The organism is Bacillus sp. YC2 (genome assembly GCF_019891195.1).
GTDB lineage: Bacteria > Bacillota > Bacilli > Bacillales > Bacillaceae > Bacillus.
Window position 1 is genome coordinate 924,272 of sequence record NZ_JAHXDO010000001.1, and the last position, 14,339, is coordinate 938,610.

The 14,339-nt window shown below is 43.3% G+C and carries 15 protein-coding genes; 4 read left to right on the plus strand and 11 right to left on the minus strand.

The features are described from left to right. Positions 1-26: 26 nt before the first annotated feature. The 9 genes from KY305_RS04585 to KY305_RS04625 form a co-directional block, all read right to left on the minus strand. Entirely contained in the window at positions 27-1,082 is a 1,056-nt protein-coding gene (locus KY305_RS04585) for a phosphotransferase (protein ID WP_223061536.1), read from the minus strand. After that, entirely contained in the window at positions 1,075-2,262 is a 1,188-nt protein-coding gene (locus KY305_RS04590) for a carboxylate--amine ligase (protein ID WP_223061537.1), read from the minus strand. The genes KY305_RS04585 and KY305_RS04590 overlap by 8 nt, the downstream gene beginning before the upstream one ends. After that, entirely contained in the window at positions 2,252-3,586 is a 1,335-nt protein-coding gene (locus KY305_RS04595; RefSeq protein WP_223061538.1) for a glycosyltransferase family 4 protein, read from the minus strand. Before KY305_RS04595 ends, KY305_RS04590 begins: the two co-directional genes overlap by 11 nt. Then, positions 3,583-4,239, minus strand: coding sequence for a PIG-L deacetylase family protein (locus KY305_RS04600; protein WP_223061539.1), 657 nt, complete (start codon positions 4,237-4,239; stop codon positions 3,583-3,585). Before KY305_RS04600 ends, KY305_RS04595 begins: the two co-directional genes overlap by 4 nt. An 86-nt stretch (positions 4,240-4,325) precedes the next feature. After that, positions 4,326-4,889: a protein kinase family protein gene (locus tag KY305_RS04605; protein ID WP_223061540.1), complete on the minus strand. Its 564-nt coding sequence runs from the start codon at positions 4,887-4,889 to the stop codon at positions 4,326-4,328. 159 nt (positions 4,890-5,048) lie between these two features. Next, positions 5,049-5,498: a 50S ribosomal protein L9 gene (gene rplI, locus KY305_RS04610; RefSeq protein WP_061523429.1), complete on the minus strand. Its 450-nt coding sequence runs from the start codon at positions 5,496-5,498 to the stop codon at positions 5,049-5,051. Continuing rightward, positions 5,495-7,474 (minus strand): DHH family phosphoesterase, encoded by a 1,980-nt coding sequence (locus KY305_RS04615; RefSeq protein WP_223061541.1) that lies wholly within the window; start codon positions 7,472-7,474, stop codon positions 5,495-5,497. The genes rplI and KY305_RS04615 overlap by 4 nt, the downstream gene beginning before the upstream one ends. 30 nt (positions 7,475-7,504) lie before the next feature. After that, the gene (locus tag KY305_RS04620; protein WP_223061542.1) at positions 7,505-8,440 is read right to left on the minus strand and encodes a YybS family protein; all 936 of its coding nucleotides are present in this window, start codon (positions 8,438-8,440) and stop codon (positions 7,505-7,507) included. 244 nt (positions 8,441-8,684) lie between these two features. Beyond that, a complete protein-coding gene (locus tag KY305_RS04625) occupies positions 8,685-8,837 on the minus strand; it encodes a hypothetical protein (protein ID WP_214800282.1) in 153 nt (50 codons plus the stop codon). A 130-nt stretch (positions 8,838-8,967) separates the two neighbouring features. On the opposite strand from KY305_RS04625, the gene KY305_RS04630 reads away from it, so the two are divergent. Beyond that, positions 8,968-9,453: a spore coat protein gene (locus KY305_RS04630; RefSeq protein ID WP_214800283.1), complete on the plus strand. Its 486-nt coding sequence runs from the start codon at positions 8,968-8,970 to the stop codon at positions 9,451-9,453. A gap of 37 nt (positions 9,454-9,490) precedes the next feature. Here the strand turns inward: KY305_RS04630 and KY305_RS04635 are convergent, their stop codons facing one another. After that, positions 9,491-9,862: a winged helix-turn-helix transcriptional regulator gene (locus KY305_RS04635; RefSeq protein ID WP_223061543.1), complete on the minus strand. Its 372-nt coding sequence runs from the start codon at positions 9,860-9,862 to the stop codon at positions 9,491-9,493. A 208-nt stretch (positions 9,863-10,070) separates the two neighbouring features. On the opposite strand from KY305_RS04635, the gene KY305_RS04640 reads away from it, so the two are divergent. Beyond that, positions 10,071-11,000 (plus strand): manganese-dependent inorganic pyrophosphatase, encoded by a 930-nt coding sequence (locus KY305_RS04640; protein WP_214800285.1) that lies wholly within the window; start codon positions 10,071-10,073, stop codon positions 10,998-11,000. A 59-nt stretch (positions 11,001-11,059) separates the two neighbouring features. On the opposite strand, the gene KY305_RS04645 is transcribed toward KY305_RS04640, so the two are convergent. Continuing rightward, positions 11,060-11,473, minus strand: coding sequence for a VOC family protein (locus tag KY305_RS04645; RefSeq protein WP_223061544.1), 414 nt, complete (start codon positions 11,471-11,473; stop codon positions 11,060-11,062). A 185-nt stretch (positions 11,474-11,658) separates the two neighbouring features. Between KY305_RS04645 and KY305_RS04650 the strand changes: the two genes are divergently transcribed. Together KY305_RS04650 and KY305_RS04655 are read left to right on the plus strand one after the other, a co-directional pair. Further along, positions 11,659-12,573, plus strand: a complete 915-nt coding sequence (locus KY305_RS04650) for a DMT family transporter (RefSeq protein ID WP_316252431.1) — start codon at positions 11,659-11,661, stop codon at positions 12,571-12,573. Positions 12,574-12,918: 345 nt separating this feature from the next. After that, entirely contained in the window at positions 12,919-14,337 is a 1,419-nt protein-coding gene (locus KY305_RS04655; RefSeq protein WP_223061639.1) for a glycoside hydrolase family 68 protein, read from the plus strand. Positions 14,338-14,339 lie beyond the last annotated feature (2 nt).

Sequence of the window (14,339 nt, forward strand, 5' to 3'; positions counted from 1 at the left end):
AAACTCGCTCCCCCCTCTCTGTAAACCTATAAACCTAATTCCCGGCCCCATTGTGACACTTTATCTAAATGATACGGCAGCAGCTCCCCTCCCCGATTGTCGAAGATTCTGCGCAATTGAGTATGAAGCCCTTTCTCCAGTGTTCTCTGCAAGTAGGCCATTTTATAAAGAGTCATAGGAGGAGTCCGAAAATGAATGCCCCGCTTTTTCATTTCTTTCGTATACACTTTCACGCAGTAAGTCCGAATGTCTTCTGCATGCTTGCTCCAATCTTTTCTGAAACCGAGTAAAATTTCAACCAGCACAACCATATCAAACCAAACCGGCGCGTATTTCGCTGATTCCCAATCTATGAATTGAATATCCCACGGTTCATCTCCGGACGCATTGTGGGTGCAGATATTCTGCATATGAAGGTCACCGTGTGTAATCGCTGAGCCGTTTTGTATCAATTCAGGGAAGAAATCCGGACCCTTGTGCTCCAGCAAGTTTGTGATTTGCCGATAATGGGGCTTTACGATATCTTTTGTGCGCTCATCTTCAAGGGCCCTATCAAGTAATTCCGCTGTCTTTTTTATCTGCTTTTTACGTCCCTTCCGCATGGTTTCCGATTCATATACCGGAAGCCATGACCGCCATTTTCCGTCAGAAACATTCTTATTTTCAAAGGTGCGGCTGTGCAGTTCAGCGACAGACGGAATAATATATCTGAAGTGCTTAGGATGAAATGTAAGCTGTCCTCTGATCTGACTGACAAACTCTATAAATATCCATGTTTCACGGCTGCTTTCTTCTATAAGATATATGTCCGGCAGCAAATCCCCTAAAACAGAACGGGCTTTCCTGTATATATTAATCTCGACCGCGTTTTTTTCACGGGAAGATTTATACACCTTCAAAATCAGCGGAACAGTGCCGGATTTCTTTTTCACAAGCAGTTTATAAATGGCGCTTCTGTCTGTTGATTTCAGACATGTGATGCCGTCCGGATTCACCGCCGCCTTTTCGCCAAACGAATACGATAATTTTTCGTCAATTCTCAGTTTTTGAAATGCGTTATATAAAAGATCCTTTTCATACATGCCGATCTTCCTTCCGCTTCCGTTTCCAGCTGTTTTTGAGATGGGACCAAGTGCTTCTGATAAATGGCATCGGGTCATTCCAAGCAAATAGGGCATACTCTTTTTTTCCTTTGCATCCTTTCCAAAAAGTCCGGAACGTCATTTCTCCTCTTTTTCGTTTCTGCAAAAATGTTAAAAAGTAACGGACCCCGTAAATCCACTTGATTCCGTCTATTTGTTCGAGCTGAGGCTTCACATGCTGTCCAGTCACATACAGATAATACATGTAAACGAAATGGACCCCTGCCTGTTCTGTGAGACTATGGGTGAGCCAGAAGCGCGGATTAATCTCTATAAATTTGTACACATTGTCACGAGGGTCCTTTTTAAATTCTGCCATACCGATACCTTTCAGCTGAATCGCTTCAAAAAACGGCAGGCACTTCTCTATTAATTCAGGAATTCGTTTGCTTAAGACGTGAGCGCCCGTACCAAAATCAGCAGGGAATTGGTGGTTTTTTTGGAGAGAAAATAAGCCGAGCAACTTCATTTGGTCATCATAAAAAGTGGCGACTTTATAAAAACACTGATTGTCCCCGGGAATGATTTCTTGCACGAGCAGTTTTCCATTTTCTCTGTAGGACTGGTATTCCTTGCGCAATTGTGCTGCATCCTTCATAACAATTGCTTTTTTGTTTACTTTTTTTCTAAATTCGTGGCCGGTCACCGGTTTCAAAATACACGGGAACTCGATATTTGCGATGGCCTCTTCAAGCTCATCTTGATTGTTCGGAAAAAAGGTTTTCGGGCAAGGGATGTCATGTTGAATCGCTAATTCATATGCTTTATCTTTATCTAAGACAGTTTCCAACAGCGAGTGACTCGGGAGCAAAAATAAAAAAAATCCGGCTAACGTTTCGCGGTATTTGGATATAAATCCCACATAGTCATCGGACCCTGCGTATAATACCGGCTTGACTTGGAATTGCTTCGCAAAATCAGACAGAAATGCCAGAAGTTCTTTCTCTTGTGTTAAAGGGCTTGGGCATATACCGCATGTTGCTAATCTTGATTTTCCAATACGATAAGGTTCCTCCGTGTCAAACGCGTAAACATCTATTCCTCTTCGGGCCAGGCTTCGAATCATCCCGATCCCGTTTGCACTAAAATCAAGCACAACGGCCGCATGTTCATGTTTCATGATCTCCCTCCGCGCTGATCGTATTTTGATAAATGGATTCGATATTTTTTATCATCGTCTCACTGCTTAAATATTTAGCAGCGTAGGTCTTTGCATTCGAAGCAGCCTGCTTCCGTGCAGATTTGTTTGTGATAAAAAACGCTAAAGCCCGGCCAAGAACCTCTGCATTTCCCGGCTCGACAATAATCCCTGTCTTGTTATGCTGTATCAGATCCGGAATGCCTCCGCAATTTGTAGCGATAATAGCCGAGCCGCTAAACATCGCTTCAATTATAGAAATAGGCAGACTATCATTAATCGTCGGCAGTACGAATATGTCCGTCTTATCCAAAATAGCGGGAACATCTCCTCTTTTCCCCAGGAATGAGACCATTGAGAGATTCAGTTTCCGAGCCTGTTCCTCTAAGGCACTCCTTCTCTCTCCGTCGCCCACGATCAGTACTTCAACATGATGGAGTAAATCGGACGGAATTTGCGAGAGTGCGTCCAATAAATAATTATGTCCTTTTCTCGGGCCTAATCTTGCAATACATGCGATGATGATCTTATTTTTCGGAAACGGGATATTCTTCTCCCGGCCTGTTTTTACATCGTAATCTATTCCTGTGATCACCGTTGTCATGTCTTCTTGTTTTGCTCCAAGCTTCATTAGCGGACTGCGAAACGTATCGCTGAGAATAATCAGATGATTTGCGTATTCAATGGCTTTCATCTCTAATTTTTTATAATAAAACTCTTCTACCGATCCTTTTTTAAATATGTGAAATTTAAGTCTGTTGAAAGTGAACATGCCATGCGGTGTAAACAGTAACGGTTTTTTATAGATTCGGTTGAACCTGCCTAATATATTGGCTGTAAATAAATCTTGAGCATGAAACACATCATATTTTTCCAAATTAAGCGTTTGAAGCATTTGCTCGTATATAAACATCAGCCGATTATTTTTCAAAATATGATCGTTGTAATCCCCGTATCTGTCTGTAAAGAAATCTTTCAATTTTGGGATAGCAGCCGCGCGCAATTCTTTTACCTTTGCGGCCGGAAACTGTTTAGGCGATATGACATCCACCTTATGCCCTTCCTTTTTAAGTCCTTCACTAAGGGTTTTAATATAATTGGATAAACCGCCGGTATGCGGATAGTCCCAAAAAGTGGTGATTAAAATGGATAGCTTCTTTTTTTTACTGTATAATCGCGGAATGAGATGTTCATTTTTCAGCTGAGTTTTTAATGCTGTTTTTTTTTTCGGAGGGGCTTTTATTCCATAATAGTGATCAAGCGTCTGAACCATGTACGGATAAGGGACAGAAAATGTCTTGATCATTTCCAGATCCTCCGTATGACTTCAAATGCTTCAGCGTATTCCACACCTGCTGTCATCCCTCTGACTTTTCCTAAATGTTTGACGCCTTCATATGAACGGGGATGAGGGTAATCCCGCATTTCTACATCATAGTGGTTAAGCGCCGCGAGTTTGGCGTCCATAGTATCTGTGATATTAACGAAGTAATTAGGCTTGAAGAGTTTATCTGCCGTATTCCTCTCCCACTCGCTTGAAGATAACGTTTCAAACGTAAGCAGTTCAATAGGTTTTCGGTGTGGAAGCGGTCTGGCGGCTGTTAAGACAGCTTGGAATGTTTTCTGGTGGTCAATATTGATATCACCGTAATGATGAGTAAAGATTTTACTAGGCTGATAGGCGTGAATGTATTGCTCTAATTCTTTCACAAGCTTATGAAGAGGCATACATTCCAGCTCTAAATTCGCATGCTCCAGAAAGATGATTTTCTCAATTCCAAGCTCCTGATTCGCACGTTCACCTAATTGTTTAATGTGATGAGCTTCTTCTTTTCTGCCTAAAGCTGTAATGATGGAAATAACTTTATATCCTTCATTGATTAACCGTTTTATGGTTCCTGCTGATCCCAATAGTTCATCATCAGGATGAGCACCAACAATCATAATGTATTCTTCCATTTTTTCCACACTCCACCAACAAATATTACAAATATCATATGACTGCCCCAAAAAAAGGCAACTTACATATGCGGATTTTCAGAAACTTACAGCTGCCGCTGCCATTCCCGGTAACGGGATGGATTCAATTTTTTCATGTTGTGCAAAAAATCATCCGCCAAGCCGTATTTTTCTAATCCTTTTAATAGTTTTACAGGCACTTGGGCAACGGTGGAAAAAGCTCTTTTATGGTCGATCACTTTAAGATCACCGTGTTCGTTGATTAGAATGTGCCTGATTTCGGCATCCCATCTCGTAAAACCGAGGTCTTTTAATTCATCCAGCATATCTAAAATGTCAGCTGTTAGTTTTAAGGATAGGAATTTTTCTTTTTTGATATGGCGGGCGAGGGAAGTGCCTTGGACGTATTCCATCACAATATAATAATCTCCGTATTCATACAGCCGGGGAATCACCGGGGACGTTTGCCCGATTTTCAGAGCTTCCAATTCCTTCTTGTATGTCTCTTTTTTGAAAAAGTATTTTAAGCATTTGTTATGCGTTAAGCGATAGACTTCCCCGTCTTTTCCATCTCCGATCAGCCGATAGTCTTCCAGCACCTTTTTATTCTCCGGGTTATAAAAGAAGTTCTCAGGAAAAAAACGCTTCATATCAACACTCCTTTGTCATGATCTATTACAATATGCAATCCCGCAACCATCAGAAATGAAGCATTCTCCTCATTTCCAGACTCGCCCCGTCTGCAGACATGAAAAAACCCGCCGAGAACGGCGGGTTTTTCATTATTTAAGCTTCACACTTTATATATGTTACGCTTCCTCTTTTACGTGAACCTTCAGTACAGCCTGAACCTCAGGATGCAGCTTTACAGGAACGTTTGTATAACCCAGTGCGCGGATACCGTCTTGCAGCTCAAGTTTCCGCTTATCCACTTTAATCTTGTGCGTTTTTTGAAGCGCTTCTGCAATCTGTTTGCTTGTGACAGACCCGAATAGACGGCCGCCTTCTCCGGATTTGGCACTCAGCTCAACCGTAAGCTTTTCAAGCGTTTCTTTTAAATCCTTCGCCTGCTCCAGCTCCGCAATCGCTTCTTTTTTCTCTTTTTCTTTCTGTCCGTTCAATGCGCTGATGCTTGATGCATTTGCTTCAACAGCGAGGCCTTTTTTAATGAGAAAGTTATGTGCATAACCGTCTGCTACGTTTTTGACTTCGCCTTTTTTTCCTTTACCTTTTACATCTTGTAAGAAAATAACCTTCATCTCTGAACGCCTCCTTCAAAATATTCGTCAATGGCATCCTTCAGCCGATCAAGCGCTTCTGAAACAGAAATGCCTGATAACTGGGTCGCCGCATTGGTTAAATGCCCTCCGCCTTCCAGCGCCTCCATAATAATCTGCACATTGACATCGCCAAGCGATCTCGCACTGATGCACACCGTGTGCTCATCCCGTCTCGCTACGGCAAATGAGGCTTCCACCTCACTCATGGATAAGAGGGAATCAGCAGCCTGCGCGACCAGCACTTGATCGAAGTACTCCTCTTCATTCTCGGGAAGAGAAGCAATCGCAATGGTTTCTTTATAAAGAGACGTATGCTGGATCAGCTTCGCCCGTTTAATATAAGAACCGACCGATTCTTTGAGGACTTTCTGCACCAGAACCGTGTCAGCGCCTTTCGCTCTTAAATAAGAAGCAGCGTCAAAGGTGCGCGAGCCCGTGCGAAGGGAAAAGCTCTTCGTATCCACTATTATACCAGCTAACAGGGCCGTTGCTTCAATCATATTGATTTTCAGGCGCTTCGGCTGATATTCAAGCAGCTCCGTGACAAGCTCGGCAGTTGAGGATGCGTACGGCTCCATATAGACGAGCAGCGGATCTTTGATAAACTCTTCGCCTCTTCGGTGGTGATCGATCACGACGATATGCTCAATTTTGTTCACAAGACGCTCTTCCATCACAAGCGACGGTTTATGTGTATCCACCACTACAAGCAGCGTGTCATCGTTTGAGGTTTCCATCGCCTCTTCCGGCGTGATAAACCGCGACCATAGCTCTTCATATTTCTTAATTTCCTCAATAAGGCGCTGGACGCTCGATCCGATTTGGTTCGGGTCAATGACGATATAGCCGCCCTTGCCGTTGGCCTGCGCCACCTTCAAAATCCCAATTGCGGCTCCGATAGAATCCATATCAGGAAACTTATGCCCCATAATGATGACGTTGCTGCTTTCTGAGACGATTTCCTTGAGCGCATGAGAAATCACTCGGGCGCGGACCCTTGTGCGTTTCTCCATCGGATTCGTTTTCCCGCCGTAAAATTTCACCTTGCCGTTCGGCATCTTAATCGCAACTTGATCGCCTCCGCGTCCAAGCGCCAAATCTAAGCTGGACTGCGCCAGATCGCCAAGCTCCTTCAAAGAAGAAACCGATGCGCCGATTCCGATACTCAGCGTCAAGGACACACTGTGAACGGACGTTTTTTCACGAATTTCATCTAAAATCGAAAATTTCGCGTTTTCAAGCTCGGTTAAAATGTGTTCATTTAACACAGCGATAAACCGCTCCGAGGACGTCCGTTTCAGGAAAATCCCAAACTCCTGCGCCCACGCGTTCAATAAGGAGGTGACCTGGCTGTTCATCGTGCTTCTCGTTTGGTCATCCAGCCCCTGTGTGACATCATCGTAGTTATCCAAAAAGATATAAGCCAAAACGGTTCTTTCATTTTCATATTGCTTCTCGATCTGAATTTGTTCTGTCACATCAAAGAAATACAGCAGGCGCTCATCTCTTTTGATCACCACTTTAAACTTTCGTTCATTCAGCGTGATCGTTTCCGAATCGACCTCTTGCTTAATCAGCGGCACGACCGCCTCACACGTATCGTACAGCGAGCGCCCGACAAGCGTGCTTTCATTAAAGCAGGAAGACAGGAAAGGATTGGCCCATTCAATGTAATATTGATCATTAAACAGCATAATCCCGATAGGCATCTCCATTAATGCCTCTTCGCCTACTTTTTTCAACCTATAGGATAACGTGGATATATAGTCGTCAATCTCTTTTCTGATCAGAGAATCGGCACGTTTAATGAAATACAAAATAACGGCGAGCAGTAAAACACCAACGGCTCCTATGATCCAGTTAAAATAAAAGCTGATGAGGATTATGATGATTGATAATGCAATCAATGCATAGATGGGATACCGAAACAACGGTTTTTCATAAAAACTAGGCATTTCTATCAACTCCCCACCTGTAAGTCACACTCAATTTCGCGTCACCTTATTTCTTATGTTAAAGCCTATGTCTATAATGCCTAAGAGGAGATACAATGACATGATGACCGGAAAGAGTAAACCGATAACAATCGCAATCACCGGAACCGCCTTCGGCATCTTCATCTCATGGCAATAGAAGAAAATAAACGCTAACCCTTGAATACAAATCAGCAAGCTGAGAATAAATCCCCCATTTAATGAAACGGAATACAGCATATGCCCTTTTTCTAAAGGCAGAAATCCTAATATCGTCACAATAAAATACAAAATCACAACACTTTGCGGGAATCTCAGCTCTCTAAAAGGCTTGATATTCGGAAGATCAGGGGAGAATCGCCTTAAGAGCGGCCGTGCGATAAAATAACTGAGGAAAGAAAAGACAACGCCTGCCATCACGATGGCTGTCGGGAAAAGATATTGAACAGTGCCTAACTGCTTTTCCATCAGCTTCAATTGCTCTCCCATCTGGCCTTCATAACCCATCTGTTTTACCATGGATTCTGTCAGAGACAGTGACTGACGAAGCTGAGTCATTGTTTGATCAATCACATTCATATTAAAAACCAGTATGCTGATCACAAAATAAGCGACGATACAGAGCACATAAGCAATAGCTCCGCCCGCCACCGCGTATCCGGGCTGTTTCTTCTTAAAAAAATACCCCATCGCGATTCCAGCACACGCTGCCATAAACGCCACGGCAAGACCGTTGAACGAACTGACGATAAACACAACGGGAAGACTGACAATACTCATCCACATTCCCAGCTTCAGTCCGTGCCGAATGGTGTAGAGAATGATTGGCAGCGGTAAAGCAAAGAAAAGAACGGCTCCTAATAAAGGGATGTATACAATCAAAAGCGAAATGATTGCAAAAATACTGATTAAAATAGCGCCTTCCATTAAAGCCCTTGTATTTTTCACTTACTCACCTCAAACCTCGTATCGTTCACAACATACGAATAGAAAAGAGCAGCTTAGACGACTGCTCTTTTGACGCCGCAACGTTTCTTATCAGACCTGATTTTTCCATAAACTCTTTAAAATACACGTTTATATTTTAACATAAGTCGAAATCGCAAGTAAAATCAGCACAAACAGGCGCAATGTTCCATGTGAAACATCTGAACAGACAAACGGACATTCCAGTGAAAGAATGCCCGTTGTATCAGTTATCCTGATCATCCATGAAACCAGAGGTATCTCGATTTTTCTTTTTCGTTTTCCGTACATATAACAATACAATAATGACGAGTAAAAGAGTGGTTGCCTGTAACACGCCGCTGCTGAAAAGGAAAAAGTTCTTTATCATGTCCCACATATCATTTCACCTCTATTTCGTTTTTCCTTTACAATGAATTTCCCTTTCTGAAAACTTCAAAACATCATGAACAACATTCGCACCGGGGCATATGCTGATATTGAAAATGATTGATAAAGGAGATTCTTACATGACTGAGCGGAGAACATTGGCATGGCATGAAACGTTAGAGATGCATGAGTTGGTCGCTTTTCAGGCAAACGGACTTGTGAAGTTAAAAAGAACGGAACGCGAAGTAAGCGATGCCAGGTTAAAACAGCTTTATCGATTTTCCATCCAATCGCTTGAACAAAATTTGAGAGAGCTTCTCCCGTTTTTCCCGGAGGCTCCCGGCTTTCGTGAAGATGAAACCGAAGAACGCGCCGATTCCTCTTTTTACAGCGGCGGCCTGCTGAGTATGGCAAAGACGTCTGTACGCAGTTATGCTTGGGCCATTACAGAGACAGCCACACCGCAATTGAGAAATGTCTTCGTCAAACATTTAAACGCGGCCATAAAGTGGCACCAAATGGTCTTTGATTATATGGAAGAACACAGCCAATACCCGGCTTACAACCTCAGTGAATTGCTGAGAAACGATGTCAGAAATGCGAGAAAAGCCATTGCTATGAAATAAAATGAAGCAGCAAGGAAACGTATTCCTTTGCTGCTTCTTATTTTTGGGCGGATTGATTCTGGGGGACCGTTTTTTTCCGATACGATTCGAGATTCTCTCTGTTGGCGTCTCCCCATTTTTTCATTTGCAGCACGATCGGCTCAAGCGACCTGCCAAACTCGGTAAGCGAATATTCCACCTTTGGGGGCACTTGCTGATACACCTCGCGATGCACGATGCCGTCCGCTTCAAGCTCCCGAAGCTGAAGCGTAAGCATACGCTGCGTAATGCTGGGGCAGATGCGCCGAAACTCATTAAATCGCTTTTTTCCGCCGATCATATGATAAAACAGAATCCCTTTCCATTTCCCGCCGATCACGGAAAGCGTCAATTCAACCGGACATCCCTCTTTATTCGGATAAATATTCATCTCTCATCCTCCATAGTACCTTTTTTGATACTATATGCTGTTTAGCATCTGACTTACCCAGTATTTTACTCGCATCACCCCGTTCCTCACAACAAAAATGCTCCTTTTTCACATCAAATTTTAAGGTTTTGAAGATTACACCTTCCGCAAGACGTGTTAAACTATAAAAAGAATGTTTACACTACTTTAAAAAGGACAAGGAGTTATTATGGAAAAAATTCTTATTTTCGGACATCAAAATCCAGACACTGATACCATTTGCTCTGCCATTGCCTATGCAAATCTCAAAAACAAGCTCGGCGTAAACGCTGAACCGGTCAGACTCGGCCAAGTAAATGAAGAAACGAAATACGCGCTTGATTACTTCAAGCAAGAAAGCCCTCGCCTTGTCGAAACAGCGGCAAACGAAGTAAACGGCGTAATTCTCGTTGACCATAATGAACGCCAGCAAAGCATCAAGGACATCGAAGACGTTCAAGTGCTTGAAGTCATCGACCATCACCGAATCGCGAACTTCGAAACGAGCGAGCCGCTTTACTACAGAGCGGAACCGGTCGGCTGTACGGCTACAATCCTTAACAAAATGTTCAAAGAGCATAACGTAACGATCGAAAAAGAAATCGCGGGACTTATGCTGTCAGCGATCATTTCTGATTCTCTATTGTTCAAATCCCCGACCTGCACTGACCAAGATGTCGCAGCTGCAAAAGAACTTGCTGCCATTGCCGGCGTTGATGCAGAGGAGTACGGCTTAAACATGCTGAAAGCAGGCGCTGACTTAAGCAAAAAAACAGTGGAAGAACTGATTTCTCTTGATGCGAAAGAATTCACACTCGGCAGCAAAAAAGTCGAAATCGCTCAAGTTAACACAGTGGATATTGAAGACGTGAGAAAGCGCCAGCCGGAACTAGAAGCAGCTCTTTCAAAAGTAATCGCTGAAAAGAGCCTTGACCTGTTCCTTCTCGTGATTACAGATATCCTGGAAAACGATTCACTCGCGCTTGCCCTCGGTGATCAAGCGTCAAAAGTGGAAAAAGCGTTCAACGTCACTTTAGAAAACAACACAGCTCTGTTAAAAGGCGTTGTTTCCAGAAAGAAACAAGTTGTTCCTGTCTTAACAGATGCGATTGCAGAATAAATGACAGACAGACACCCCGGCTATCCCGCTGGGGTGTTTTTTGTGTATCCTTCGTATGATTAGCCGGTCACTTCGTCAATCACATCATGAAACGTTTTCTCATGATCCACTCTCATTGAGAACGTCAGCACGTATCCGTCCGGATCTTTTAAAACCAGTTCCCGGGCGTTCCAAGGCCGGATAACAGGTCCCTCTATGATGTCGGCCCCGCCATTCTTCACAATCGCATCCACGTCATCTGCAGCAAACTGAAGAATCACTCTCTCCTCTTGGAAAGCACCGTGAGTGTCACCAAGCACCAGCATCAGATCCTGATATTTCTTCCTTCTTATGTGAGCCATTACGACATTCCCATCATCGTCCGTCAGCTCAAACACAGCTGTGAAATGAAGAACCTTTCTATACCATTGAATCGATTTTTTCACGTCCTGAACTGTCAGTTTGGCAAACATAGGCATCGGATAAGCTTCCATATGCCACACTCCTTTCTGTAGATGAATCAAGTGTAGGCTATAACGCAGCGTCAGAGTCAACAAGAAGCTGAAGCTCAAAATCATTTTGACCGCATATGAAATGTGATATATAATATATCACATGAAAAGGCGAATTTTCAGAATCTGTAAATACAGCCGCCGCAACACGATGTACGGGGGATTTTATATTGGAAAAAAACGCAGCTATTTCTTACTCGCGAACAACGGGAATTGTGCTGGTGCTCATCGGGGCTATATTATGGGGCGTTTCGGGAACGGTCGCCCAGTATCTATTTCAGCACCAACATTTTAATACAGAGTGGTTAACCTCAGTGCGTTTATTGATGTCAGGCATATTGCTGCTGGGGATTGCTTACCGAAAAGAAAAACGGCGCATCTGGTCTGTCTGGAAGGACAAACGAGACGGATTTTCTCTTCTCTTATTCGGTATTTTCGGTATGTTAGGCGTTCAATACACCTATTTTGCGGCTATTCAGCACGGGAATGCGGCCACCGCTACCGTCCTTCAATATTTAGGACCTGCCATTATCACTTGTTTTTTAGCGCTTCGTTCAAAAAGGCTTCCTTCAGGAAAAGAGCTGCTCGCTGTATTGCTGGCCGTTTTAGGCACATTTATCCTTGTGACACACGGTAATGTCCGCAGCCTGTCCATGTCCGGCTGGGCAATCTTTTGGGGTATCAGCTCGGCTTTTGCACTGGCATTCTATACATTGCAGCCTCACCGGCTTCTGAAGAAATGGGGATCGGCTATCGTAGTCGGATGGGGCATGCTGATCGGCGGAATCGCGCTCAGCTTTGTCCGCCGGCCGTGGAATTTTGAAGGTCAATGGTCACTGTCCGCTTATGCAGCCATAGTGTTTATTATCATTTTTGGAACACTCATCGCTTTCTATTGCTACCTGGAAAGCCTGAAATATTTGAGCGCCTCTGAAACCAGCCTGCTCGCCTGTGCAGAGCCGCTGTCCGCAGCCTTTTTAGCGGTCATATGGCTGCATGTGCCCTTTGGATTATCGGAATGGCTTGGGACGCTGCTGATTTTAGGAACAATCGCTTTATTATCCATAAAGAAGCAAAAATGACCTCTCTTGTTTAGAGAGGCTTTTGTCGTGCAATCAAAAACAAATAGTCTCATTGACCCATATATTACAAGGGCTTTTTTCATTTTCTATCAATGCAAAAGAGGTAAATAGACCAGTTGTCATCCGAATCAGAGTCTAATAGAATGAGTTCGAAAAGCAAATAATGCAGGATTGTTACTGATTAAGCAGGCAAGACCTAAAATGTGTTAAGGGCAAAGTGTATTCTTTGGCGTCACCCCTTACATATTTTAGGTCTTTTTTTGTGTAACTGACCTGTCATTTATGAAAGCAGGAGGGCTGGAAAAGCAGATCGCCAAAACGGTACATAAAAAGGAGACATGAATGATGAACATCAAAAAAATTGTAAAACAAGCAACAGTTCTAACCTTTACGACTGCACTGCTGGCAGGGGGCGCTACTCAAACCTTTGCGAAAGAAAATAACCAAAAAGCATACAAAGAAACGTACGGCGTATCTCATATTACACGCCATGATATGCTGAAAATCCCTGAACAGCAAAAAAGCGAAAAATATCAAGTGCCTCAATTTGATCAATCAACGATTAAAAATATTTCTTCCGCAAAAGGCTTGGATGTCTGGGATAGCTGGCCGCTGCAAAACGCTGACGGAACAGTCGCTGAATACAACGGCTACCACATCGTATTTGCTCTTGCCGGCAGTCCGAAAGACGCTGATGACACATCGATCTACATGTTTTATCAAAAGGTCGGAGACAACTCGATTGACGGCTGGAAAAATGCGGGCCGCGTCTTTAAAGACAGCGATAAATTCGATGCAAATGATTCAATCTTGAAAGATCAGACGCAAGAATGGTCAGGATCAGCAACATTTACATCCGACGGTAAAATCCGTTTATTCTACACTGACTTTTCCGGTAAACATTACGGCAAACAAAGTCTGACAACGGCGCAGGTAAATGTATCAAAATCTGATGACACGCTCAATATCAACGGAGTTGAAGATCATAAAACGATTTTTGACGGCGACGGCAAAACATATCAGAACATTCAGCAGTTTATCGATGAAGGGAATTATACATCCGGCGACAACCATACGCTGAGAGACCCTCACTATGTCGAAGACAAAGGCCATAAATACCTTGTATTCGAAGCTAACACTGGAACAGAAGACGGCTACCAAGGCGAAGAGTCTTTATTTAACAAAGCATACTATGGCAACAGCACAAGCTTCTTCCGCAAGGAAAGTCAGAAGCTTCAGCAGAGCGCTAAAAAACGTGATGCTGAATTAGCGAACGGCGCACTCGGCATCGTTGAATTAAACGACGACTACACACTGAAAAAAGTGATGAAGCCGCTGATTACTTCTAATACAGTAACAGATGAAATCGAACGCGCGAATGTCTTCAAAATGAACGGCAAATGGTATTTGTTCACTGATTCACGAGGATCAAAAATGACAATCGACGGCATTACATCAAACGACATTTATATGCTGGGTTATGTATCTAATTCCTTAACTGGTCCATACAAACCGCTGAACAAAACAGGTCTTGTGCTGAAAATGGATCTTGATCCTAACGACGTGACCTTTACTTACTCTCACTTTGCAGTACCTCAAGCAAAAGGAAATAATGTCGTCATCACAAGCTACATGACAAACAGAGGCTTCTTTGCAGACAAGCAGGCAACATTTGCGCCAAGCTTCTTAATGAATATTAAAGGAAAGAAAACGTCTGTTGTTAAAAACAGCATTCTTGAACAAGGACAGCTGACGGTCAACTAATA